The organism is Rhodoplanes roseus (assembly GCF_003258865.1).
GTDB lineage: Bacteria > Pseudomonadota > Alphaproteobacteria > Rhizobiales > Xanthobacteraceae > Rhodoplanes > Rhodoplanes roseus.
Genome location: NZ_NPEX01000024.1, coordinates 1 through 24,122, shown reverse-complemented (window position 1 = coordinate 24,122; position 24,122 = coordinate 1). Strand labels below are relative to the sequence as shown.

The following is a 24,122-nucleotide window of genomic DNA, read 5'->3' as shown; positions in this document are numbered from 1 at the left end:
AAAAGCCAGCCGAGCCGCTAGTCGGACGATGCGGCCGCAGGCCGGGCACCCCCGAGGGCGGGCGGGCTGCTGCCGGCCGGCACGTCGTCCTGCGGGCCCGAGGTGAGCAGCCGGCCGAGCCGGCGGCCGAGCCTGTGCTGCAGGTCGTCCATCAGCGTGAACACGCTCGGCACCACCACGAGGCTCAACAGCGTCGAGGTGATCAGGCCGCCGATGACGGCGACCGCCATCGGCGCCCGGAAGCCGCTGTCGACGTCGAAGCCGAGTGCGACCGGCACCATGCCGGCCGTCATGGCGATGGTCGTCATCACGATCGGGCGGGCCCGCTTGTGGGCGGCGTCGAGCAGCGCCGCGTCGCGCGGCATGCCGGCCCGGATCGCCTCGATGGCGTACTCGACCAGCAGGATCGAGTTCTTGGCGACGATGCCCATCAGCATCAGCACGCCGATCACGGCCGAGATCGACAGCGCCTTGCCGGTGATCAGGAGCAGCGTCATGGCGCCGCCGATGGCGAGCGGCAGCGCCATCATGATGGTGAGCGGCTGCAGGAATCCGCCGAACAGCACCACCATCACGGTGTAGACCAGCAGCACGCCGGACCCGAGCGCCACCGCGAAGCTGACGAACAGCTCCACCATGATCTCGGCGTCGCCGGTCTTCTGCTCCCGCACCGAGGCCGGCAGGTCGCGCATGATCGGCAAGGCGTGGATCTGCTGGAGCGCCTCGCCGAGCGGCACGCCGCCGAGCTCCGCCTCGATCGCCGCCTTGCGGGTGCGATCGAGCCGCTGGATGGTGGCCGGCCCGCTCGCCAGCTTGATCTCGGCGACCGCCTTCAAGGGGACGCTGGCGCCGCTCGTCGTCGTGACGCGCAGGTTCTCGACGGTCGGCAGGCGCGTCCGCGCCGCCGGATCGATCTGCACCCGGATCGGGATCTGGCGGTTCGGCAGGTTGAACTTGGCGAGGTTCTGGTCGACGTCGCCGAGCGTCGCGATGCGAGCCGTCGCCGCGATCGAGGCCACCGATACGCCGAGCTCCGCTGCACGCTCCGGGATCGGCACGATCTGGATCTCGGGCCGCCGCAGGCTCGCCGTCGAGGCGGCGGTCGGGAAGGCGGGCAGCGTGCGCATCTCGCGCTCGAGCGCCGTCGCGGCGCGGTCGAGCTCGGCCGGGTTGTCGCCGACCAGCGTGATCGTCACCTTGGCGCCGCCCATGCCGTCGGCCCCGAAGCGGAAGCGCGCGCCGGGAATCTCGGCGAGCCGCGGCCGCAGCTCGCTCTCGATCTGCTGCTGGGTGAGGCCGCGCTGATGCGCCGGCACGTAGTTGATGTACACATTGGCGTTGCGCGGATCGCCGCCGGTCGACGGCGCGCCGGGCCCCTGCCCGGCCGAAGCGATGCCCACCGCGGCGAACACGCTGGCGACGTCGGGGCGCTCCCGGGCGATGTCGGTGACGCGCCGCACCACCGCCTCGGTCTGGGCCAGCGTGGCACCGGGCGGCAGCTCGACGCCGAGCGCCGAACGGCCGGTGTCGCGCGCCGGCATCAGGTCGGCCGGAACCAGCGGGATCAACGCCAGCGAGCCGGCGAAGAAGGCGACGGCGCCCGCCACGGTGAACCAGCGCCAGCGGATCGAGACGGCGAGGAAACGCAGATAGAGCCGCATCACGGCGCCGTCGCGCGGCCCCTCGTGCGGCTTCACCTTGAGGAAGTAGGCGCCGAGCAGCGGCGTGAGCATGCGGGCGACGACGAGAGAGAACAGCACCGCGACCGACACGGTCACGCCGAACGGAAAGAAGAACTGGCCCGGAATGCCGGGCATGAACGCCACCGGCACGAACACCGCGACGATGGTCAGCGTCGTCGCCACCACGGCGAGGCCGATCTCGTCGGCGGCGTCGAGCGCCGCCCGATACGGCTTCTTGCCGTCGCGCATGTGGCGGACGATGTTCTCGATCTCGACGATGGCGTCGTCGACCAGGATGCCGATCACCAGCGAGAGCGCCAGGAGGGTCACGCCGCTGAGCGCGAAGTTGAACGCCTTCATCACGAAGAAGGTCGGGATCAGCGACAGCGGCATGGCGATCGCGGCGATCCAGGTCGCCCGCAGATCGCGCAGGAACAGGAAGACGACCAGCACGGCGAGTGCCGCACCTTCCACCAGCGACTCGATGGCGCCGCGATAGGATTCTTCGACGAACCGCACCGTCGACGAAACGCGCTTCAGCGCGACGCCGGGATGGGCCTGCTCCAGCGTCTCCAGCCGGCTCGCCACCTTCTTGGCGACATGCACCTCGCTGGAGCCGACGGTGCGCAGCACCTCGAAGGCCACCACGGGCTGGTTGTCGAGGCGCGCCGACTGGCGCTGCTCCGCCGCGGCGTCCTCGACCGTGCCGAGCTCGGCCAGCCGCGCCTTGCGGCCGCCCGGCAGCGTGATGATGCGGTCGCGCAGGTCGTCGACCGTCTCGGCGCTGCCGACCGTGCGGATCGACTGCTCGCTGCGCCCGAGCGTTCCGCGCCCGCCGGGGCTGTTGAGGTTCTGGTTGCGGAGCTGATTGTGAACGTCGACGGCCGTGATCCCGAGCGCGATCAGCCGGGCGGGGTCGAGATTGATCCGAATCTCGCGGTCGACGCCGCCGACGCGATTGACCCGGCTGACCCCCGGGATCGACAGCAGCGCGCGGGCGATGGTGTCGTCGATGAACCAGCTGATCTGCTCGGTCGTCATCGCCGGCGCCCGCACCGTGTAGGTGACGATGGCACCGCCCGAGATGTCGACGCGGGCGACGATCGGCTCGAGAATGTCGGCCGGCAGGGTGGCGCGCGTCTGGGTGACCTTGTCGCGCACGTCGTTGACGGCGCGGTCGACGTTCTTGCCGATGTTGAACTCGACCACCGTGGTCGAGGCGCCGTCGTTGACCGTCGAGGTGATGTGCTTGATGTCGCCGAGGCCGGCGACCGCGTCCTCGATCCGGCGCGTCACTTGCGATTCGAGCTCGGCCGGGGCGGCGCCCGGCTGCATCACGGTGACGACGACGGCCGGAAGGTCGATGTCGGGATTGTTGTTGATCCGCAACGTCGGGTAGGCGACGAGCCCGGCGACCGTCAGCACGATGAACAGCACCACGGTGGCGACCGGATGCCGGATCGCCCAGGCCGAGATGTTGTTGCGGCCGTGCCGGTCGGCTGGATCTCGTGTCATTCGGTGGCACTCGGCGACGTCGCGGCGGCGCTGCCGATCCGCACCAGATCGCCGTCGTTGAGGAATCCGGCGCCGGCGACGACGACGCGGTCGCCATGACCGAGACCGTTGCGAATCTCGACCCAGCCGTCCTGGCGCGCACCGGTCTCCAGCAGACGCACGGCGGCGCGGCTGTCGGTCCCGACCGCGAAGGCGGCCGGCCGGCCGTCGCGGAACACCAGTGCCTCCTGCGGGACGGCGAGCGCCTCGGCGGTGCCGACCGTGATCTCGGCATTGGCAAACATGCCGGGCTTGAGCCGGGCGTCCTCGGGCAACTCTACGTACACGGTCCCGAGGCGGGTGCCGGGATCGACGATCGCGCCGACCAGCCGCACCCGGCCGTCGACCGCGTAGTCGCCGTGGACGACACGAACCTTCTGGCCCGCCGTGACCCGGGTCATGTCGAGCTCCGGCACCTGGGCCTGCAGCTCGATGCGACCGTCGCGGATCATCTTGAACAGCTCGGCGCCGACGCTCGACACGGTTCCGACCAGCGCGGTGCGCTTGGCGATCACCCCGTCGGTCGGCGCCCGCACGACCGTCTGGGCGATCCGCGCCTTCACCTCGTCGCGCTGCGCCCGGATCATGCCGAGCCGCGCCTCGGTCGCCCGCGCCGACATCTGGCGCTGCTGGAACACGGCCTCCGCGATGTTGCGGCCGGCCTGGAGCTCCTGGGCGCGGCGCAGCTCGGACTGGGCATTGAGCGCATTCGCCTCCGCCTCCAGCGCCGCAGCCTCGAACTGCGCGAGCTGCGCCTGGAGAATGGAATCGTCGAAGCGGGCCAGCACCTGGCCGGCGGTGACGCGGTCGCCCTCGTCGACGCCGACCGCGACGATGCGCAGGCCGGCGATCTCGGCCGCGATGGTGAGCTGCTGCCAAGCGGCCAGCGATCCGGTGCCGAGTACGATGCGGGTGATCGGCCGCGCTCCCACGGCGGCGACGCCGACCGTCAGGGCCGGCCGCGGCTCGGCCGGAGCGGCCGCCGGCTTGGGGGTCTGCGGGGAGGCGCCGCTATAGACGACGAGCCCGCCGCCCACGCCGAGGACGGCCAGCAGAACCGGCAGCAGTCGAAGGATTCGGCGCGTCGCCGATCGTGTGCCGCTCATGACGGTGGCTCGTATCTGGTTCAGGCTCACTTGACGGGGTTGGCGACGACCGATATCACTGACTAACCAGTCAGTCAACGAAAACGGCTAGGCCTTTTCCCCCTTGGACCCTGATCCCAATCCTCTCTCCGCCCCCAAAGCGGCATCGCGCGAACCCGGAATCCGACGCCGCATCAAAGCGATGCGACCGACCGAGATCCTCGACGCCGCGTTCGAGGAATTCGTCGCCAACGGTTATGCCGCGGCCAGGCTGGACGACGTCGCCCGCCGCGTCGGTCTCACCAAAGGCGCGCTCTATGTCTATTTTCCGAGCAAGGCCGAGCTGTTCAAGGCGGTGGTCCGGAGCTGCAAGCAGCCTGTCTTCGCCGACGCCGAGCAGATCCTGGCGAACTTCGAAGGCTCGGCCGCCGACCTGATCCGCGCCCTGATCGACGTCATGTACCGCAACCTGCTGGAGAACCGGCGCGAGCGCGAGATGGTACGGCTGCTGATGGCTGAGGGGCCGAAGCACCCGGAGCTGACCGAGTTCTATTACAAGGAGGTCGTCGCCGGCGGCCTCGCCTTCCTGGACCGGGTGATCGACCGCGGGCTAGCGTCAGGAGAATTCCGGCGCTCGGCCGTGACCGACATGCCGATCGTGCTGCTGGGCCCGGCCGTGCATGCGGGCAATTGGGCGCTCCTGTTCGGCGACCGCCACCCGCTCGACATCGAGCGGTTCAAGCGCGCCCATCTCGACGCCGTGCTGTCGGTGCTGCTCGCCACGCCGCCTTGATCCCAAGGCCACGACAACTCGGCCCGAACGGAATACCCGGTCGGCGTCATCCGGCATCCGCACGTCTGCCGTTCCTGCTAGAATGCCGCTTTCCAGTCCCCCCGACGACGCTCGTCGTCGGCCGAGACCCGACGATGAGATCCACGACCCCCGATCGTCGAAGACGTCGCACCTTCGCGCAAAGGAACATGGGTCGATGCGCTCGCGCATTCTCTTCGTCTCGATCTGTCCGAGGGCCTCGGAGCAGGTTCGCCGGATCTCCGAGGAGCTCGACGTCCCGGTCCAGATCTTCGAAGGGGGGATGACCAAGGGCGGCCTGCAATACGCCATCGAGAACCAGGACGACTTCGACGTGATCGTCAGCCACGGCGGCACGGCGGCGCACATCGAGTCCTGCATCGGCTCGATCCCGACCATCACCATCAAGCTGTCGATCGCCGACTTCCTCGACGGCTTCGAGCGGGCGATCGAGCGCGAGCAGCCGCTCGCGCTTCTGTGCGTCAAGAGCGAGGTGCTGTCGGAGATGGAGCGGGTCGCCCGCTTCTCGGGGCGCGCGCCGGACTACAAGCTCCTCGCCTACTCGCATCGCGAGGAGTTCGAGACGCAGTACAACCTCGCCGCCACGCTCGACAGCCACACGCTGATCGGCATCTCCTGCTACTGCGTGCTCGGCATGCGCGAGCAGCTCAAGGACAGGAACATCGGCTTCGTCCTCATCAGCCCGTCCCTGCAGAACATCAAGAAGGCCATCCTCTCCGCCAAGAGCATCGTCGAATCGAAAGGCCGCGAGGAGCTCAAGGCCAAGCGGATGAAGAGCATCGTCGACTACTCGGCGCAGGGCATTCTGTCGATCGACGGCCAGGGCGTGGTCACGTCGTTCAATCCGGCGGCGGAGCGGATCCTCGGGATCCGCGCCGGCACCGTGCTGGCCAGGGCGCTCGACGAGACGACGATGCCGGCGACGTTGCGCGATCTGCACGGCGAGGGCGACTTCCAGCTCAACCAGATCCTCAAGGCCGACGGCACCGACCTGCTGGTGAACCGCATCCCGGTCCGGGCGAACGACAGGCTGGAGGAGACGATCGTCTCGTTCCAGCGCGTCACCGACATCCAGCGGCTGGAGACCAAGGCACGGATGCAGCTCCTGTCGAAGGGGCTCGTCGCCAAGCACCGCTTCGACGACATCATCGGATCGAGCGCCGCCCTGCGGACAGCGATCGACCGCGCCCGCCGGTTCGCCGAGACCTCCGCCTCGATCCTGATCGAAGGCGAGACCGGCACCGGAAAGGAGCTGTTCGTCCAATCGATCCACAACGCCAGCGATCGGCGCGACGGGCCGTTCGTCGCGATCAATTGCGCGGCGCTGCCGGAATCACTGCTGGAGAGCGAGCTCTTCGGCTATGCCGAGGGGGCGTTCACGGGCGCCAAGCGCGGCGGCAAGGCCGGCCTGTTCGAGCTCGCCCACAACGGGACGATCTTCCTCGACGAGATCGGCGAGATCTCGCCGGCGATCCAGAGCCGGCTCCTGCGCGTCCTGCAGGAGCGCGAGATCCTGCGGATCGGCGGCGACCGGGTGATCAAGGTCAATGTCCGGGTCCTCTCGGCGACCAACAAGACCCTCTACCGGATGGTCCAGGAGGGACGATTCCGCGACGATCTGTTCTTCCGGCTCGGCGTACTCAAGCTCCAGCTCCCCCCGTTGCGCGACCGCAAGGAGGACATCCGGCCGCTCGCCGACCGCTTCGTCCGCCTGACCAACGAAGCCGCCGGCAAGGCCGTCGACGATCTCTCGACCGACGACATCCGGACGCTGCAGCGCTACTCGTGGCCCGGAAACGTGCGCGAGCTGGACCACTTCATCGAGAAGCTGGTGATCCTCTCCGACGCGCGGACCCGCACCAGCACGCTGATCGAGCTCCTGCTCGGCGAGCACACCGGCGAGACCGGGGCCCGCCGGCCCGCGGACGACACCGCGTGCGACGGCGACCGGCTGACCCTCGAGGTCGGGCCGCTGAAGGAGATGGAACGCCAGATCGTCGAGAAGATGCTGGAGCGGACGAACGGCAACAAGGTCGAGGTCGCCCGCCGGCTCGGGATCAGCCGCGTGACGGTCTGGAACAAGACCAAGGCGGACGCCGCCGGCCTGCGGATGTGAGCCACCGGCCGTCCATCGCGACGACCGCCGAGAGCCTCAGGGCCTGAGTTCCCAGGGACTCTCGCCGGTGCGCACGAAGCTCGCCAGCGACCGCAGCCCGACCTCCACCATGTCGGAGACCGCCTGATCGGTGAAGAAGGCGTTGTGGGTGGTCACCACGACGTTCGGGAAGGCCCGCAGGATCGCGAGCTGACGATGCTTCAGGACCTCGTGACGGTGATCGGCGTGGAACAGGCCGCGCTCGTTCTCGATCACGTCGAGGGCCGCGGCCGATACCTTCTTCTCCTCGATCGCCTCGATCAGCGCCTCGGTGTCGATCAGGTCGCCACGGGCGCAGTTGACGATGATGACGCCGTCCTTCATCCGCGCGATCGTCCGAGCATTGATCAGGTGCCGGTTGTCCGCGGTGAGCGGAGCATGCAGGCTGATCACGTCGCTCTCGGCCAGGAGCTCGTCCAGCTCGACATAGGTGAGCAGGTTCTCGAGAGCCGGATCCCGCCGTACGTCGTAGCCGAGCAGGCAGCAGTCGAAGCCGTAGAGGTTGCGCGCCGTCGCCGCCCCGATCCGCCCGGTGCCGATCAGCCCGATCGTCAGGTTGCGCATCTCGCGCCCCTGCGAGCCGACGATCGTGTAGTCCTGGGCGTTGTTGCGGGTGATGATCGTCTTCGCCTTGCGGATCGACATCAGGATCAGCATGACGGCGAAGTCGGCGACCGAGTTCGGCGAGTAGTTGGCGTTGGAGAAGCGGATTCCCACGCGCCGGGCGGCCTCCGCGTCGATGTTGTCGTGCCCGGCGGTGCGCGCCGCGACGAAGCGGGTCCCGCCGGCGGCGAGAATCTCCAGCACCGCGGCACCGGCGTCGCATGCGCTCAGGATCGTCACGCATTCGAAGCCGTGGGCCAGATGCGCATTGCCGAGCGACAGGTTCTGCGGCACGCAGGTCAGCGCGATGCCGAGCTCGGCGGCGTAGCGCTCGAAGGGGTCGGCCTCGTAGGGGCGGGCCGCATAGGCGATGACGTTCATGCGTGAGCCATCCTCGAACGGTCGCGGGCGGCCGTGGCGGGCCGTGGCGGCGCGACGAAGACGTTGGGCGCCTCCTCGCCGCGCAGCACCCGCAACGTGCCGGCAGCGAGCGCCTCGAGCTCGTTCTCGCCGGGCACGATCTCCACCGGCGCGATGAACTTCACGCGCTCGACCACCAGGTCGGTCATCCGCTTGGAATGGGCGATCGCACCGGTGAGGACGATCCGATCGACCTTCCCCATCACCACGGTCGAAAGCTCGCCGATGCCCTTGGCGATCTGGTAAGCCATGGCGCGGTAGACCAGGTCGGCCTCGGCGTCGCCGCGGTCGATGCGGGCCTCCACCTCGAGCGCGCTGTTGGTGCCCAGATAGGCGACGAGGCCGCCGACGCCGCGCATCAGCTTGGTCGCCGACTTCCGATCGTAGTCCTTCGAGAAGCAGAGATCGACGAGCTGTCGGCAGGGAACCCGGCCGGCCCGCTCCGGCGAGAACGGCCCCTCCTCGTCGCTCAGCACGTCGATCATCCGGCCGCCCGAGATCACGGTGGCGGTGACGCCGCCGCCCATGTGGCAGACCACGACATTGGCGTCCTCGAGCCTGATCCCGTCGCGCTTGAGAACCTTGATGGCCATCGCCCGCATGTTGAGGACGTGACAGGAGGCGCGACGGGTCAGTTGCGGCACGCCGGAGAAGCGTGCGATGTCGTCCATCTCGTCGACCACCACGGCGTCGTAGATGAAGGCCGGGATGCCGAGCGGCGCGGCGACGTCGTAGGCGATCAGCGCACCGAGATTCGAGGCGTGCTGATCGATCGGCCGGTGGCGCAGGAACTCCACCATGTCGTCGTTCACCACATAGGCGCCGCGCTTCAGCGGCGGCAGCTTGCCGCCCCGGCCCGCCACGGCGGCGAGCGAGGCGAGGTCGAAGCCCTCCTCCTTCAGCGCCGCGACGATCGCCGCCTTGCGCATGGCGAACTGGTCGCCGATGGTGTCGAAGGGCGCGAGGTCGGCGGCGGAATGGTCGACCTTGCGCTCGAACAGGCGGGTCTCGTCCGCGAAGACGGCGATCTTGGTCGACGTCGAGCCCGGATTGATCGTCAGGATGGTCAGTGTCTCGGTCATGGTTCTTTCCAGCGGGCGGGTCGCGCCGCTCCGGTTGGTCTCGATCAGTCGCCGCTCACCGAGGCGGCGATCACCAGCGGCAGGAACTTGTCCTGCGCCTCGACGGCGCGCGAGGTGAGGACGATCGGCACCCGTCCGCCGACGACGATGCCGGCGCTCGCGGCGCCGGCCGAGTAGCGCAGCGCCTTGAGCAGCGTGTTGCCGACCGTGATGTGCGGGACGACGAGCAGATCGACCTCGCCGGGCAGCGGACTGTCGTAGCCCTTGATCCGGGCCGACTCCCGGCTGATCGCCAGGTCGTAGGAGATCGGCCCTTCGAGATGCGAGCCGGCCAGCCAGCCCTCGCGGTTGAGCCGCGTCAGCTCGGCCGCCTCGGCGGTTTCCGGCATCTTCGGATTGATCGTCTCGGCGGAGGAGAGCAGCGCCACGTTGGGCGGATCGAAGCCGATGGCCCGCATGGTGAAGACCGCGTTCTCGACGATCTCCTTCTTCTGGGCGAGGTCGGGCGCGATGTTGATGGCCACGTCGGTGAGACCGATCAGCTTGTGGTAGTTCGGGATCTGGACCAGCGCGAAATGCGAGAGCTGCCGGCCGGTGCGCATGCCGGTCTCCGACGACAGCATGGCACGCAGGAGATCGGCGGTCTGGACCTTTCCCTTCATGACGAAGTCGGCGGCGCCGTCGCGCACCAGCTCGGCCGCGCGCTTCGCCGCGGCGATCGGATCCTCGGCATCGACGATCTCGAACTGGCCGGCGTCCTCGCCGAGCGCGGCGAGCTCGGCGCGGATCTTGTCGGCGCGGCCGATCAGGCGGGCGATCAGAATGCCGTCACGCGTCGCCTGCGCCACGGCCTCGAGCGTGTGTCCGTCCTCCGCCGCGACCACGGCGACGACCTTGCGGCGCGCCGCGCCGTCGCGAACCTTGTCGACCAGATTGTCGAAACTCGAATAGATCATGGGAGCACCTGCCGAAACGCAAGGAACCGAAGTCTCCCCGCACGGCCCGGCTCTTGCGCGAGGGCGCAGGCCGGGGGCCGGCCACCGCGTCGGCGGCCGGAGCGGAGAAAGGCGGCGACCGGAGCCGAGACTCCGGTCGCGTGGGGTGGAGCGGGTCAGCGCACCGCGATGGCGAAGTCCGGACACACGGCGAAGCACTTCAGGCAGCCGATGCACTGCTCCGGATGCAGCGCCACGGCCGGCCGATAGCCGATCGCGTTGAACGTCTCGGACATGCCGAACACGCCCATGGTGCAGATCTCGCCGCAATAGCCGCAGGCCTTGCAGGTGTCGGTCGTGATCTCCACCGTGTGATGGTGCGTCTGGCAGGCCAGGCAGCGCTCGGCCTCGCGCATCGCCGTCGCTGCGTCGAAACCGTCCTCGACCAGCGAGAAGCTCTTCGCCCGATCCTCCGGATCGGCCTTCTCGGAGGCGAGGCGCTGCCGACGGGGTCCGCCGACCGGAGCCGCCGGCTCCTCGGGCTCGACCCTCGGCGGATCGATGGATCCGTCGCCGCCGAGGAAGCGATCGACCGCGATCGCGACCTTCCGGCCGGCCGCGATCGCGTCGATGATCGTCGACGGACCGCTGACGACGTCGCCGGCCGCGAAGACGCCGGGGACGGAGGTCGCCGCGTTCTCGTCGACCGACGCGGTGCCGCTACGCTCGACCTTCAGCTTCAGGGCCGCCGCGTCGGCCTTCTGGCCGGCGGCGACGATCACGGTGTCGCAGGGGACGACGAAGTCGCTGCCCTCCACCGGCACCAGCGTCGCGCCGCGGCCGCTGCCGTCCTTCGGCGCCAGGCGCACGCAGCTCAACCGACCCGGCCCGACCGTCACGGGGGCGGCCTGGAACACGAAGTCGAGCCCCTCCTCCTCCGCTTCGGCGATCTCCTCGGCCGAGGCCGGCATGGCGATGCGGTTGCGGCGATAGACCAGCGTGGTCTTCGCCCCGAGGCGGATCGCGGTGCGCGCCGCGTCGATCGCGGTGTTGCCGCCGCCGATCACGACCACGGTCTTGCCGATCGCGACGCGCTCGCCGGCATTGGCGCGCTTCAAGAAGTCGATGCCGTCGAGCACGCCGGCGTCGGCCTCCCCGTCGATCCCGAGCTTCACCGGCGTCCACGCGCCGGTGGCGACCACGGCGGCGTCGTGGCCCGCCGCGATCAGATCCGCGGGCGAGGACACGGCGGCGTTCGTCGTGATCGTCACGCCGCTCGCGACGATGTGGGCGATCTCGCGATCGACCACCTCGTTCGGCAGGCGGTACTCGGGAATGCCCCAGCGCAGCATGCCACCGGCCCGCGGCGCCGCCTCGAGAACCTCGACGGCGTGTCCCTTCAGGGCGAGGTAGTACGCCGCGGTGAGACCGGCCGGACCGGAGCCGATCACCGCCACCTTGCGGCCGGTCGCCGCCGCCGGCGCGGGCGGCGGAACCGTGTGGGCGAGATCGGCCGCGGCCCGCTTGAGAAGCCGGATCGCCACCGGCTCGTCGAACTGGCGGCGCGCGCATTTCGCTTCGCACGGATGGAAACAGGCGTAGCCGCACACGGCGGCGAAGGGGATCTTCTCGCGGATGGTGGCGAGCGCGGCGTCGAAGTCGCCGTCGCGGATCTCGCGGACATAGCGCGGTACGTCGATCCCGGCGGGACAGGCCGCGCGGCAGGGTGCGACCCGCGGCTCCAGACGAAACTGTTCGGTCATGGCAGGTTCTTTCAGGCTGGCGCGAAGACGCTCGCCGCCGCGGCCGCACCGGCACGCAGTGCTGCGAGGTTCGCGTCTCTCTTCTTGTCGGAGAACCGCTCGGAGATCGCCGTCTCGAGCGCGTCCTGGGTGAGGACGCCGGAGGCGGCGCAGAGGAACCCGAGCGCGATGATGTTCGCCAGACCGACATTGCCCATCTTGGCCGCCGTGTCGGTGAACGGGAAGCCGGCGAGATTCTTGCCCTGCCGCTCCTCGACGAAGGTCGTGTCGTAGAGGACCAGCGCGCCCTCGCCAGCGCTCGCTTCGTATGTCTTCATCGCCTCAGGCGACATCGCCAGAACGACGTCCGGTTTCTCCACCTGCTGGAAGACGATCTCCCCGTCGTCGACGATCACCTCGGTCATCGAGGTCCCGCCACGGGTGGCGATGCCGTAGGACACCGTCTGGACGACGTTGGCGCCTTCAAGAATAGCGGCCTCCGCCAGCAGCGTGCCCGACAACAGGACGCCCTGACCACCGGACCCGGCGAGAACGATCTCGGATCGCCTGGACATTTCGGTCACCTCTCGGAACAGTCGAACATGGGTTGGCGATCTCAGTTGCCGGTCGCCCGGGCACCGACCTCGCGGTAGCGCGCGTTGAAGTCCGGCTCGTTGCGATCGACCAGCCGGCCGATGGGGAACACGCCGGTCCGCGCCTCGGGGCTCATCGTGCGCCAGACGTCGACCGGCACGGTCTTCTCCTGCAGCCAGGCGAGCATCTCGGTGCCCTTCTTCATCTTGTTGTTGGATCCGAAGTGCGTCGGACACGGGCTCAGCACCTCGACCAGCGAGAAGCCCTTGCGGCTCAGCGCCTCGCCGATCAGAGCGGTGAGATCGTCGACGTGCCACGGCGTCGAGCGGGCGACGAAGTTGGCGCCGGCGACCTCCGCCAGGGCGCAGATGTCGAGCTGGCGTTCGGGATTGCCGTAGGCGCTGGTCTGGGTGATCGCCCCGTTGAAGGTCGTCCCGGAAAACTGGCCGCCGGTCATGCCGAAGTTGAAGTTGTTGATCACGATGGCGGTCAGATCCATGTTCCGCCGCGCCGCGTGGACGAAATGATTGCCGCCGATCGTGACGCTGTCCCCGTCGCCCATGAAGACGACGACGTGCAGGTCGTCCTTCGCCGCCTTGATGCCGGTGGCGCAGGCGAGCGCCCGGCCGTGGGTGGTGTGCAGCGCGTGGGTGACGAGATAGTCGTCGAGCTTGCCGGTGCACCCGATGCCGGTGACGACGACGGTGTCCTGATTGGTGTATCCCAGCTCCTCGAACGAGCGGAGACACGCGCGCAGCATCACGCCGATGCCGCATCCGGGGCACCACATGTGCGGCAGGACCCCGTCCTTGAGATATTGCTGGCCCGTCGCGTAAGGTGCGGTGGCGCAGGGCTTGGTCGCGCAAGTCATGGAATTCTCCTCGCCGCTCGCTCAGATCGCCTTCAGGATGTCGCGCGGCGTGATGATCTGGCCGTTCCAGCCGTTCACCCGCCGCACATCCGCATCGGCACCGAGCACCTTCTTCACCTCGCCGGCGATCTGGCCGTGGTAGTTCATCTCCGGCACCACCACGGTCTTGGCCCGGCTGCCGAGCTCCGCCACCGCCTCGGTCGGGAACGGCCACACGGTGACCAGCTGCAGCACGCCGGCCTTGACGCCGTTCGCCCGCAACTTCGCCGCCGCGGCCCGCGCGGCGCGCGTCACCGCGCCGAAGGCGACGAAGAGGACCTCGGCGTCGTCGGCGTCGAACGCCTTGGTCTTCACGATGTCGGCCCGGTGATGCTCGAACTTCCCGTTCTTGCGGGCGATCTGCCGGGCGGCGTTGTCGGGTGAGTTGTTGGAGTAGCCGTCGGGCCCGTGCATCGAGCTCGACACGTGCATGATGTACTCGCTGCCGTAGGCCGACATCGGCGGCACGCCGTGCGGTGCCGGCGCGAAGGGCCGGTAGGCGGCCGGATCGCCGGTCGGCTTGGCGCGGTCGATCACCGGGATCTCGCCCGGCTCAGGGATCACGATGTTCTCGCGCATGTGGGCGACGATCTCGTCGGCCGCGATCACCACCGGCGTGCGCAGCATCTCGGCGAGGTTGAAGGCCTCGACGGTGAGGCTGAAGCACTCGGCCACCGAGGACGGCGACAGCGCGATCAGCTCCTGGTCGCCGTGCCGCCCCCAGCGGATCTGCATGATGTCGGCCTGTGCCGGCTTGGTGGCCAGCCCGGTCGACGGGCCGGAGCGCTGTACGTTCATCACGACGCAGGGCACCTCGCCCATGATGGCCAGGCCGAGATTCTCCTGCATCAGCGAGAAGCCGGGACCGGAGGTGGCCGTGAACGTCTTGGCGCCGGTGAGCGAGGCACCGATGATCGCCGCCATCGAGGCGATCTCGTCCTCCATCTGCATGTAGACGCCGCCCAGCTTAGGCATCACCCGCGAGCATTCCTGGGCAATCTCCGACGACGGCGTGATCGGATATCCGGCATAGAAGCGGGCACCGGCGTAGAGCGCGCCCTGGGCCATGGCTTCGTTGCCTTGTAGAAGTCGACCGTGGTTCTTCATGGGGTCCTCCCGATCCTGGTCGGGCAGAGTTCATCGTGTGACGAGGCGTCCATCGACACCGGCGATCACATCAGTCCGAGCATCTTCCACCAGGGGATGCTGACGATGGAGCCGATCACGATCAGCACCATGTAGACGAAGGTGAGCTTCACCATCTCGCCGTCGGTCGCCATCTCGTCCTTGGTGCCGAACTGGGCGCACATGTAGATCGTGTTGGTGTAGCGCAGGACCCAGATGCCGCCGGCGCAGAAGGTCACGAAGATCACGATCCAGGGATTAACGCCGAGTGGGGCGAGGAGCGGCGCGAAGATCATCGCGAACATCACCGACATCGACGTCATGTTGGTGAGCAGGAACTTCAGCACGAAGACCGAGATCGCCATGAATGCGACGAACAGCACCGGCTGGCGGATCACCGTGTCGAGCAGCGGGCCGAGCAGCGAGCCGAGATACTTGTCGATCTTCAGGAAGCCGATCACCGACGCCATGTTGAACACGCTTCCGATCAACATCACGGCGGGCCACTCGATGCCGTTCTTGAAGTCGTTGGCCGTCATGGTGCGCACGCCGAGCAACGTGCACATGGCCGAGACGGCGACGACGCCCGAATTGATCCGGTGATAGCCCTCGGTCATCCACATCAGCAGGGCACCGACCAGTACGGCGAGGACGATCCTCTCGTCCTTGGTCATCGGGCCGATCTTGGCGAGCTGATCCTTGCCGTAGTTCGCCGGCAACGCGACCTTCTCCTTCGGCGAGTACAGCACCATGATGGCGATCGTCATGCCGACGCCGACCACGAGACCCCACGGCAGCGAGCGGATCAGCCAGTCCATCCAGGAGACGTTCTGATATTCCTTCGGCAGCGCAGCGATCAGCGCGTAGTGTGAGAACGAGCCCGACAGGAAGATGTGGCCCATGATCACGTAGCCGAGATAACAGGCGCCGAGCATGCCGGCGGCCGCGGCGCTCTTGCGCGGCAGGCCGAGCGAATCGGAGATCGCCAGCGCCATCGGCGAGGAGAGCGCCGCCTTGGCGTTCATCGAGGGCACGAGCGGGCTGATGATGAGGCCGGATCCGACGAGCCCCAGAACCTGACCCTTGAAGGTCGGCGGCACCAGCGCCAGCACCCACAGCGAGATCCGCTTCAGCAGGCCGACGCGCCCGGCGACCGCACCGAGGCCGAAGGCGCCCACCATGATCCACCAGCCCGAGGTGGAGAAGTTGTAGAAGGCCTTGTCGAACGGGACCGTGCCGAACGCCACCCACAGCGTGCACATCATCAGGCCGGTGACGTATTCCGGCACGATCTGGGTCATCCACCAGCCGACCGCGCAGACCGTGATGCCGAGCGCGTACATCGCCTGGGTGGTCAGACCGGGCGGCGGCTGCAGGGTTCCGACATAGACGCCGGCCGCGATCGCCGCCAACGATCCGACGATTCTGATGATCTTGATGACCTCGAGCTTTTCTCGAGTCGCTCCCATCGTCCGCTCCTGAAACGCCTTGGACTGTGTTCTGGAGAGTTCCGACCGCGGGACCGCGGCCGAACCAGGAGAAGAGGCCGAACACCTCTTCGGACGCCCACGGGGGAGGCGCTCGGTGCAGGATCAGCAACCGATGTGCCAGCGATGCGGGGCGCGCCGACCGAGGCCGGCGGCGACGGTGGATCGGCTTCTTTTTAATTCGTCAAATCAGATGATTGCATTCGGACCCCGGACGAACCCGTAGGGTCTTTTGCGGAGCCCTCGGCGCACGGTCCGACGGCCCGTCGGCGCAGACGAAAGCCGGCGCAGGCGTTCAGCTTTTTGACACCGTAAAATTTCTGAACACATCGCGGCGCGTCCGCCCGCGAATGCGGTGATCTCCACGCGCAAAGCGACGACCCCGCCGCTCCTCGGAGGGCGGCGGGGCCGCCGGGCGGGACTGTCGAAGTCGGCACTCCTCGCCGCGTGGGGGGCGCAACGCCCCCGACCGACGCCGACGATCAGGTGCAGAAGAGGGCGGGTCGCAACCGGTCCCGGATCATCCGGCTGCCGTCACTGGCCTTCCGCCGTGATGCCGGCATTGCGGACCACGTCCCGCCATTTCACGATCTCGGACGAGATGAAGCGGGCCAGCTCGTCGGGGCTCGACACGGTCGGCTCGGCGCCGATCTCCAGCAGACGCTCGCGCAGGCCCGGGTCGGCGATCGCGGCCGAATACTCCTTGTGCAGGCGCGCAATGATCTCGGGCGGCGTGCCGCGCGGCGCCAGCAGCGCGAACCAGGCCGCCGCGACGTAGTCCTTCACGCCGACCTCGGCCGTGGTCGGCACGTCGGGCAGCGCGGCGAGGCGCTTCTCGGACGTCACCGCGAGCGGCCTGATCTGTCCCGCCTTCAGGGCGGCCTGCACGTTGGGCAGGAGCTGGAAGCTGAGCTGAGTCTCGCCGGCAATCAGATCCGTCACCATCTGGCCGGTCACGCGATACGGCACATGCGTCATCTGCACGCCGGTGACCTGCTCGAAATAGGCGCCGGCGAGATGCTGCGAGCTGCCGTTGCCGACCGACCCGTAATAGAGCTGCTTGGGACGCGCCTTGGCGTAGTCGATCAGCTCGGCGACCGTCTTGGGCGGCAGCTTCTGATTGACCACGATGACGTTGGGCAGCACGGCGCTGAGCGTGATCGGCGCGAAGTCGCGCTCGGGGTCGTAGCCGAGATTGGCCATCAGCGTCTTGTTGACGGCGAGCGGACCAGACGCGCTGTAGAGCAGCGTGTAGCCGTCCGGCGCCGCGGCCGCCACGACCTGGGTGCCGATATTGCCGCCGGCACCGGGGCGGTTCTCCACCACGAAACGCTGGCCCATGGAGGTGCCCATCTTGTCCAGGATCAGGCGGGCCACCACGTCGCTGGCGCTGCCGCCGGCGAACGGAACCACGACCTGGATGGGGCGCGCCGGATAGGTCTGCGCATCGGCGCTCGCGCAGGCGAGCACGACGGCGCACGCTGCGAGCGCAGCGCGAATGTCTGTCCTCAAGGTCGTTCCTCCCAGGAACTCGTCGTTTCGTTCGGACCGGTCCGTCGTGGTCGGCCCGGCATGCTTCTGGCGCGGCATGCTCGGATCGGACGGATCGGCCCGCCGTCAGCTTAAAGCATATTCGGCGGGCCCGGCACCGGCCGCGAAGAAAAATGAGACAGATCGGCAAGTCCGCTGGTCCTCCGGCGTGCCTGACGCGCGTCTTGCATTGCATAACGAGCTTGGAAAGAATTCCCCGGCTCGCCCCGCCGCTTGCTCCTTGCCGGCCTGCCCGGCCCACACGACACACCGAGGACACACCATGACGCCCGTGCTCCGGCTCTTCGAGGACACGCTCTCGAGCGACGCCGCACCGTCGCCGCTGCCGCCGCTGCCCCGGATGATCTTCGTGGTGCACGGCAGCGTCACGATCGACGGCCGGAGCTTTTCGGACGGTGAGGCCTGGCACGGCATCGGCGCGGTCACGTGTGCCGCGGGCCCTGTCGGCGTGACGCTGTGGCGCTTCGAGCTCGCCTCGTCGGCCGGCGGCGGTGCGGCCACGGGCCGCGGCGTGTCGTCGCGCGAAACGCTCTCCGCGGCGCTCGACACGCTGCCGGAGGGGGAGCTCCTGATGCGCGGCGACAGTGTCGGATTTCCGCCCGGCGGCTGCGCCTATCGCCATACCCATCAGGGACCGGGCATCCGCTGCCTGCTCGACGGCGGCATCCGGATCGACACCCACGGGCGCTCGACCTCCTACGGCCCAGGCGGCGCCTGGTTCGAGTCCGGACCCGAGCCGGTGTTCGCCCAGGCCGCCGACCGCGAGACCCGCTTCATCCGCGTCAAGATCCTGCCCCGCGCCCTGCTCGGCAAAAGCTCGATCGCCTATGTGAACCCCGAGGACAAGGCGAAACCCAAGGCGCAGCAGTACCAGATCTTCGTCGACGCCCCGATCGACCGGCCGGTGTGACATGATTTCCGACTAATCGCTGGGGCCCTATCAGCTCTACCTTGCCAGTGGCACTGCTTCACCTCCCCCAGCGGGGAGAGGTGAGGCAATGCCGCTGGCCCGAGCTGATCAGCAGGAAGTCGCCTCACTCCTCCAGCGCGCTGCGCCAGGCGAGCGGCGGCGTGCGGGCGATGTCGGTGGCGAGATCGACGTCCTCCTCGCCCGGCACGCGGATGCGCATGAAACGCATCTCTGGCGCCCGCAGCGGTTTGGTCGCGTCGATCCCCATTTTTGCGCCGACGCCGTCGCGGGTCGACGGGTCGAGCTTCGAGCCCTGGCTGTCGGCGACGATCACCAGGTCGCGGTCGGCCTGGAAGCGCGTGGCGATCGCCCATTCCACCGACACCGGATCGTGGATGTCGACGTCCTCGTCCACCACCACCACCTGCTTGAGATCGTAGTGGCCGCCGAACGCGCCCATGATGATGTTCTTGGCCTCGCCGTCCTGCCGCTTGGCGATCTGCACCCACAGGTGATAACGGCACACCCCGCCGCGCGACAGGCGCACGTCGCGCACGTTCGGAAAGCTGCGCTGCAGATGCGCCAGCAGCGTCGCCTCGCGCGGGATGGCGCCGAGCACCAGATGCTCGAGCCCGCCCCCCACGATGGTATGGAAGAGCGCGTCGCGTCGATGCGTCACCGCGTCGATGGCGATCACGTGGCGGTCGGCGCGCTCGCCGTAATATTGCGGGAACTCGCCGAACGGCCCCTCGGGCGCCCGCTCGTTGGGCAGCAGGCGCCCCTCGATCACGATCTCGGCCTCGGCCGGCACCCGCACGTCGTTGGTGCGGCATTTCACCACCGGGAGCGGCCGTCCGTGCAGGGCCCCCGCGATGGTCAATTCGTCGAAGTCGAGCGGCGCGATCGCCTGCGACGACAGCAGGGTGAGCGGATCGACGCCGACCACCACGGCGACGTCGAGCGCATCGCCGGCCTTCTCGGCCGTGTCGTAGAAGGCCAGCGTGTGGCGCGGCAGCAGCAGCGCGCCGAGGCGGTCCGGCGCGCTGAGCTGCAGGCGATGGATCGAGACGTTCTGCTGCCCGGTGCGCGGGTTGCGGGCGATCAGCAGGCCGGCCGTGATGTAGGGCCCGCTGTCGTGCTCGTTGTGCACGGGCAGCGGCAGAAGCGTTGCGAGATCGACGTCGCGATGCTCGACCTCCTGCACGGGCGCCGACGTCACCTCCTGCCACGGGATCGGATCGGCGGCCGCCTCCTGATAACGCGTCAGCACGTCGGCGGGATCGACGCCCATCGCCTCGGCGATCCAGGCCCGGTCGGACACCAGGCCGGAGATCACCGGCACGGCGTGCCCGCCGGGTTTCGGAAACAAGGTCGCCTGTCTGCCGTCCAGCACCTTGGCAATGGCGGCGAGCTGGTGGCGCAGCGCGACGCCCGGCTTCGCCACTGCGAGGCGGTCGCGGGCCGCCAGATGATCGAGCCAGTCGCGGAGCGTCCGGATCGGCTGCGGCGCGTTGCGACCGTGAGGCTCGGCCGCTCGGGTGGCCTCGCGAGGCATGGTCCGATCCTTCCTGATTTGCATGTAAACCGTCGGGGCGCTCATTATCCGGTGAACGTTTCCGAACTCAAGCCGCCGGCCGGCCTTACGCTGCACTGCAGCACGTCCGCGGTGGCTGACTTCGCCGGAACCGGGTGCTAGGCTCCGCCTTTCAGACAAAGTGTCCCGGCACCGCGAGGGTCCCGCCCCAAAATGTCCAATGCGCTGCGCATCGCTTACGGCACCTTCGGCCGGGTCGCCCTGCTCGACATGGACCGGTCGCTGGTGCGCCACGCGCATCCGCATTGTCATGTGCTGCTCAAGGTCGAAGGCGCCGACACCCGCTTCACCGTCGGCGACGAGGTCGTGGCGCTCACCGACGACCAGGCCGTGCTGGTCAACGCCTGGGCGCCGCACGCCTATGTGCACGACCGCACCCGGCCCCGTACCATCATCCTGGCGCTCTACATCGAGCCGCAGTGGCTTCGCACCTTCCGTTCGAATTGGGGCGCGGCCAGCGCGGCCAAGTTCTTCGATCGTCCGGCCGGCGCGATGTCGCCGCGGCTGCGTCGCCTCGCGATGGATCTGGCCACCGTGATGATGGCGGATCCGGGCGCCAACGCGGCGCAGGAGCAGCTTCTCTCCGATCTGATGATCGCCGTGATCGAGCGCTTCACGCTGTGGCGATCGACCGTCTCCTTCGTGCGCGACACCGGCGGCATCGATTGGCGAATCCGCCGCGCCGTCGACATCCTGCGCGCCAATCCCGAGCTGCATTGCGACGTGACGACGCTGGCCCGCGAGGCCGGGCTGTCACGCGCCCATTTCTACCGGCTGTTCGAGCGCTCCACCCGGGTGACGCCGCACGTCTATCTGAACGTGCTGCGGATGGAGCTGGCCGTCGGCGCCGTGGTCAACGAGCAGCACAGCATCGCCGCCGTCAGCGACAGGCTCGGCTTCGCCGCACCGTCGCATTTCACGCGGTTCTTCCGGGACCATGCCGGCGTCAAGCCGAGCGAGTTCCGCTCGGTCGCCCGGATGGGCACGGCCGGCTGAGCCGTCGCGCACCGGGTCGCCGGCCGAAATATTTTGAGACGATTTGGTAAGCCGTGAGACGCCCGGGCCTCTTCCGGGCAGGCCGGGACATGCCACGTTCGGGATCAGAAGCGCCACGAGAGCGCACCCGGGCAGGACACGTCGCATGGAGACAGCCGAGTGGGTCGGCCGATCGGTCGAGCGCGTCGAGGACGCCGCGCTGCTGACCGGGCGTGGCCGCTATCTCGACGATCTCGGCGCCCGCCCCGGCACGCTGCACGCCGCGGTGCTGCGTTCGCCGCACGCCCACGCCGTGATCCGCGCGATCCGCACCGACGCCGCCCGCGCTCTGCCCGGCGTCGCCGCCGTGCTGACCGGCACCGAGGTGACGGCGCTGACCACGAGCCTGCTGGTCGGCGTCAAGGCGCCGATCACCTGCTGGCCGATCGCGGTGGACAAGGTGCGCTACTCGGGAGAGCCCGTCGCCGTGGTGGTGGCGAGCGACCGCTACGTCGCCGAGGACGCGCTCGACCTGATCGACGTCGAATACGATCCGCTCGGCGTGGTGATGACACCGCACGACGCGCTGACCAGCGCCGTCGTGCTGCACGACGGCCTCGCCGGCAACGTCGCCAGCGACCGCAGCTTCTCCTACGGCGAGCCGGAGCGCGCCTTCGCCGAGGCGGCGCGGACCATCGCCGTCACGGTGAATTACCCGCGAAACTCCTGCACGCCGATCGAGACCTTCGGGCTCGTCGCCGAGTATCTGCCCGGCGAGGACGCCTACGACATCCTGGCCAACTTCCAGGGGCCGTTCAGCATGCACGCCGTGATGGCGCGCGCCCTCAAGGTGCCGGGCCATCGCCTGCGCCTGCGGACGCCGCAGGATTCGGGCGGCAGCTTCGGGGTCAAGCAGGGGCTCGTCCCCTCCATGGTGCTGATGGGCGCGGCCTCGCGCGCCGCCGGCCGGCCGGTGAAATGGGTGGAGGACCGCCTCGAGCATCTCGCCGCATCGGTGTCGGCGACCAACCGGGTGATCCGGCTGAAGGCCGCGGTCGATGCCGACGGCCGCGTGCGGGCGCTCGCCTGGGACCAGATCGAGGACGTCGGCGCCCATCTGCGCGCGCCCGAGCCGGCGACGCTCTATCGCATGCACGGCAACCTCACCGGCGCCTACGACATCCGCCATGTCACCGTGCGCAACCGCGTCGTGCTGACCAACAAGACGCCGACCGGCCTCAACCGCGGCTTCGGCGGCCCGCAGGTCTATTACGCGCTGGAGCGGCTGATGCAGCGCGTCGCGATCGAGCTCGGTCTCGATCCGCTCGACGTGATCAGGCGCAATCTGGTGCCGAGCGGCGCCTTCCCGTATCGCACCGCGACCGGCGCCCTGCTCGACTCGGGAGATTATGTCCGGGCGATCGAGGAAGCCGAACGGCAGGGTGATCTCGCGGCGTTGCGTCAGAGGCGCGACGAAGCGCGTGCAGAAGGCCGGCGCTACGGCATCGGCTACACCGCCGTGGTGGAGCCGAGTGTCTCCAACATGGGCTACATCACCACGGTGCTGTCGCCCGAGGAGCGCAAGCGCGCCGGTCCCAAGAACGGCGCCCAGGCGACCGCCACGATCGCGCTCGATCCCACCGGCAGCGTCTCGGTGCACGTCGCCTCGACGCCGCAGGGCCAGGGGCACCGCACCGTGGTGGCCCAGGTCGTCGCCGACGCGCTCGGCCTGACGCCGGCCGACGTGCGCGTCAATGTCGAGCTCGACACCGCACGCGACGCCTGGACGATCGCCTCGGGCAACTATGCGAGCCGCTTCGCACCCGCCGTCGGCGGCGCCGTCAAGCTCGCCGCCGACCGGCTGAAGGGCCGGCTCGCCCGCATCGCCGCGGCGCAGCTCAACATCCCGGCCGCGGAGGTCGCCTTCGCGGGCGGGCGCGTGCAGGCGCGTGACAACCCCGGCAACAGCGTGCCGTTCGCCCGCCTCGCCGCGACCAGTCACTGGGCCCCCGGCACCCTGCCCTCGCCCGAGGACGCGACGCTGCGCGAAACCGTGTTCTGGACGCCGCCGGAGCTGACGGCGCCGACCGAGCGCGACGAGGTGAACTCCTCGCTGTGCCACGGCTTCATCTTCGACGTTTGCGGCGTCGAGGTCGACGCTGTGACGGGCCAGGTGCGTATCGACCGCTACGTCACCATGCACGACTGCGGCCGCATCCTGCATCCCGGCATGGTGGCGGGGCAGATCACCGGCGGCTTCGCCCATGCGCTCGGCGCCGCGCTGTACGAGGAGTACGCGTACGGGCCGGACGGCAGCTTTCTGTCCGGCACCTTCGCCGACTATCTGGTGCCGACCGCCATGGAGGTGCCGGAACCGCTGATCCTGCACATCGAGACGCCGTCGCCGTTCACGCCGCTCGGCGCCAAGGGCGTCGGCGAAGGCAACTGCATGAGCACGCCGGTGTGCATCGCCAACGCGGTCGCCGATGCGCTCGGCCTCGATACGCTCGACCTGCCGCTGACGCCGGCCAAGCTCGCGGCTCACCTGCATCCGCCCGAGACGCCCCGACCGCGCGCCACCGGCGCGCCCGAGGCCGCCGTGCCGGCCAGCGGCCGCGCCCTGCACGGCCGCGGCGAAACGCTTGTGCCCGCGTCGCCCGAGGCGGTGTGGGCCATGCTTCTCGACGCCGACACACTGGCCGCACTGATCCCCGGATCGCACGGCGTGACGCGGATCTCGGACACGCATTTCCGCGCCGAGGTGTCGCTCGGCGTCGGCCCCGTGAAGGGCCGCTACCGCGCCGAGGTGCGCCTCTTCGATCTCGACCCGCCCCGCGCTGCCACGCTCGAAGGAACTGCCACCGGCGCGCTCGGCGCGGCCCGCGG

General features: G+C 69.0%; 17 protein-coding genes. 5 read left to right on the top strand and 12 right to left on the bottom strand.

Features of this window, described 5'->3' with window-relative positions:
* Nucleotides 1-17 precede the first annotated feature (17 nt).
* Complete coding sequence (locus CH341_RS05680; RefSeq protein ID WP_111418066.1) at nucleotides 18-3,197, bottom strand: efflux RND transporter permease subunit; 3,180 nt, start codon at nucleotides 3,195-3,197, stop codon at nucleotides 18-20.
* Nucleotides 3,194-4,342, bottom strand: coding sequence for an efflux RND transporter periplasmic adaptor subunit (locus tag CH341_RS05675; RefSeq protein ID WP_111418065.1), 1,149 nt, complete (start codon nucleotides 4,340-4,342; stop codon nucleotides 3,194-3,196). The genes CH341_RS05680 and CH341_RS05675 overlap by 4 nt, the downstream gene beginning before the upstream one ends.
* A 181-nt stretch (nucleotides 4,343-4,523) precedes the next feature.
* Between CH341_RS05675 and CH341_RS05670 the strand changes: the two genes are divergently transcribed.
* Nucleotides 4,524-5,114 (top strand): TetR/AcrR family transcriptional regulator, encoded by a 591-nt coding sequence (locus CH341_RS05670; RefSeq protein WP_111418064.1) that lies wholly within the window; start codon nucleotides 4,524-4,526, stop codon nucleotides 5,112-5,114.
* 196 nt (nucleotides 5,115-5,310) lie between these two features.
* On the top strand, nucleotides 5,311-7,269 hold the full coding sequence (locus CH341_RS05665; protein WP_170149488.1) for a sigma 54-interacting transcriptional regulator: 1,959 nt from the start codon (nucleotides 5,311-5,313) through the stop codon (nucleotides 7,267-7,269).
* Between the two features lie 36 nt (nucleotides 7,270-7,305).
* On the opposite strand, the gene CH341_RS05660 is transcribed toward CH341_RS05665, so the two are convergent.
* From CH341_RS05660 to CH341_RS05620, 9 genes are all read right to left on the bottom strand, one after another.
* Entirely contained in the window at nucleotides 7,306-8,292 is a 987-nt protein-coding gene (locus tag CH341_RS05660) for a D-isomer specific 2-hydroxyacid dehydrogenase family protein (protein WP_111418062.1), read from the bottom strand.
* Entirely contained in the window at nucleotides 8,289-9,413 is a 1,125-nt protein-coding gene (buk, locus tag CH341_RS05655) for a butyrate kinase (RefSeq protein ID WP_111418061.1), read from the bottom strand. Before buk ends, CH341_RS05660 begins: the two co-directional genes overlap by 4 nt.
* 44 nt (nucleotides 9,414-9,457) lie before the next feature.
* Entirely contained in the window at nucleotides 9,458-10,369 is a 912-nt protein-coding gene (locus tag CH341_RS05650; protein ID WP_111418060.1) for a phosphate acyltransferase, read from the bottom strand.
* A 155-nt stretch (nucleotides 10,370-10,524) separates the two neighbouring features.
* A complete protein-coding gene (locus tag CH341_RS05645; protein WP_111418059.1) occupies nucleotides 10,525-12,111 on the bottom strand; it encodes an FAD-dependent oxidoreductase in 1,587 nt (528 codons plus the stop codon).
* 11 nt (nucleotides 12,112-12,122) lie between these two features.
* On the bottom strand, nucleotides 12,123-12,665 hold the full coding sequence (locus tag CH341_RS05640; RefSeq protein ID WP_111418058.1) for a 2-oxoacid:acceptor oxidoreductase family protein: 543 nt from the start codon (nucleotides 12,663-12,665) through the stop codon (nucleotides 12,123-12,125).
* A gap of 41 nt (nucleotides 12,666-12,706) precedes the next feature.
* A complete protein-coding gene (locus CH341_RS05635; RefSeq protein ID WP_111418057.1) occupies nucleotides 12,707-13,555 on the bottom strand; it encodes a thiamine pyrophosphate-dependent enzyme in 849 nt (282 codons plus the stop codon).
* A 21-nt stretch (nucleotides 13,556-13,576) separates the two neighbouring features.
* Complete coding sequence (locus CH341_RS05630; protein WP_111418056.1) at nucleotides 13,577-14,701, bottom strand: 2-oxoacid:acceptor oxidoreductase subunit alpha; 1,125 nt, start codon at nucleotides 14,699-14,701, stop codon at nucleotides 13,577-13,579.
* Between the two features lie 65 nt (nucleotides 14,702-14,766).
* Entirely contained in the window at nucleotides 14,767-16,188 is a 1,422-nt protein-coding gene (locus CH341_RS05625) for an SLC13 family permease (RefSeq protein WP_111418055.1), read from the bottom strand.
* 552 nt (nucleotides 16,189-16,740) lie between these two features.
* Nucleotides 16,741-17,718: a Bug family tripartite tricarboxylate transporter substrate binding protein gene (locus tag CH341_RS05620; protein WP_245430895.1), complete on the bottom strand. Its 978-nt coding sequence runs from the start codon at nucleotides 17,716-17,718 to the stop codon at nucleotides 16,741-16,743.
* Between the two features lie 301 nt (nucleotides 17,719-18,019).
* Between CH341_RS05620 and CH341_RS05615 the strand changes: the two genes are divergently transcribed.
* A complete protein-coding gene (locus tag CH341_RS05615) occupies nucleotides 18,020-18,667 on the top strand; it encodes a hypothetical protein (RefSeq protein WP_111418053.1) in 648 nt (215 codons plus the stop codon).
* Nucleotides 18,668-18,791: 124 nt separating this feature from the next.
* Here CH341_RS05615 and CH341_RS05610 read toward each other — a convergent pair whose 3' ends face one another.
* Nucleotides 18,792-20,222 (bottom strand): UbiD family decarboxylase, encoded by a 1,431-nt coding sequence (locus CH341_RS05610; RefSeq protein ID WP_111418052.1) that lies wholly within the window; start codon nucleotides 20,220-20,222, stop codon nucleotides 18,792-18,794.
* Nucleotides 20,223-20,414: 192 nt separating this feature from the next.
* Here CH341_RS05610 and CH341_RS05605 point away from each other — a divergent pair, with 192 nt between their 5' ends.
* Nucleotides 20,415-21,257 carry a helix-turn-helix transcriptional regulator gene (locus CH341_RS05605; RefSeq protein WP_111418051.1) on the top strand — a complete coding sequence of 281 codons (843 nt, stop codon included), beginning with the start codon at nucleotides 20,415-20,417 and terminating at the stop codon, nucleotides 21,255-21,257.
* A gap of 145 nt (nucleotides 21,258-21,402) precedes the next feature.
* Nucleotides 21,403-24,122, top strand: a 2,720-nt coding sequence (locus CH341_RS05600; protein ID WP_111418050.1) for a molybdopterin cofactor-binding domain-containing protein, incomplete at its 3' end; no start/stop codon positions are given.

Bases quoted from the DNA above. Each gene is read 5' to 3' on its own strand.
- CH341_RS05680 (WP_111418066.1), bottom strand. From the start codon at position 3,197: ATGACACGAGATCCAGCCGACCGGCACGGCCGCAACAACATCTCGGCC.
- CH341_RS05675 (WP_111418065.1), bottom strand. From the start codon at position 4,342: ATGAGCGGCACACGATCGGCGACGCGCCGAATCCTTCGACTGCTGCCG.
- CH341_RS05670 (WP_111418064.1), top strand. From the start codon at position 4,524: ATGCGACCGACCGAGATCCTCGACGCCGCGTTCGAGGAATTCGTCGCC.
- CH341_RS05665 (WP_170149488.1), top strand. From the start codon at position 5,311: ATGCGCTCGCGCATTCTCTTCGTCTCGATCTGTCCGAGGGCCTCGGAG.
- CH341_RS05660 (WP_111418062.1), bottom strand. From the start codon at position 8,292: ATGAACGTCATCGCCTATGCGGCCCGCCCCTACGAGGCCGACCCCTTC.
- buk (WP_111418061.1), bottom strand. From the start codon at position 9,413: ATGACCGAGACACTGACCATCCTGACGATCAATCCGGGCTCGACGTCG.
- CH341_RS05650 (WP_111418060.1), bottom strand. From the start codon at position 10,369: ATGATCTATTCGAGTTTCGACAATCTGGTCGACAAGGTTCGCGACGGC.
- CH341_RS05645 (WP_111418059.1), bottom strand. From the start codon at position 12,111: ATGACCGAACAGTTTCGTCTGGAGCCGCGGGTCGCACCCTGCCGCGCG.
- CH341_RS05640 (WP_111418058.1), bottom strand. From the start codon at position 12,665: ATGTCCAGGCGATCCGAGATCGTTCTCGCCGGGTCCGGTGGTCAGGGC.
- CH341_RS05635 (WP_111418057.1), bottom strand. From the start codon at position 13,555: ATGACTTGCGCGACCAAGCCCTGCGCCACCGCACCTTACGCGACGGGC.
- CH341_RS05630 (WP_111418056.1), bottom strand. From the start codon at position 14,701: ATGAAGAACCACGGTCGACTTCTACAAGGCAACGAAGCCATGGCCCAG.
- CH341_RS05625 (WP_111418055.1), bottom strand. From the start codon at position 16,188: ATGGGAGCGACTCGAGAAAAGCTCGAGGTCATCAAGATCATCAGAATC.
- CH341_RS05615 (WP_111418053.1), top strand. From the start codon at position 18,020: ATGACGCCCGTGCTCCGGCTCTTCGAGGACACGCTCTCGAGCGACGCC.
- CH341_RS05610 (WP_111418052.1), bottom strand. From the start codon at position 20,222: ATGCCTCGCGAGGCCACCCGAGCGGCCGAGCCTCACGGTCGCAACGCG.
- CH341_RS05605 (WP_111418051.1), top strand. From the start codon at position 20,415: ATGTCCAATGCGCTGCGCATCGCTTACGGCACCTTCGGCCGGGTCGCC.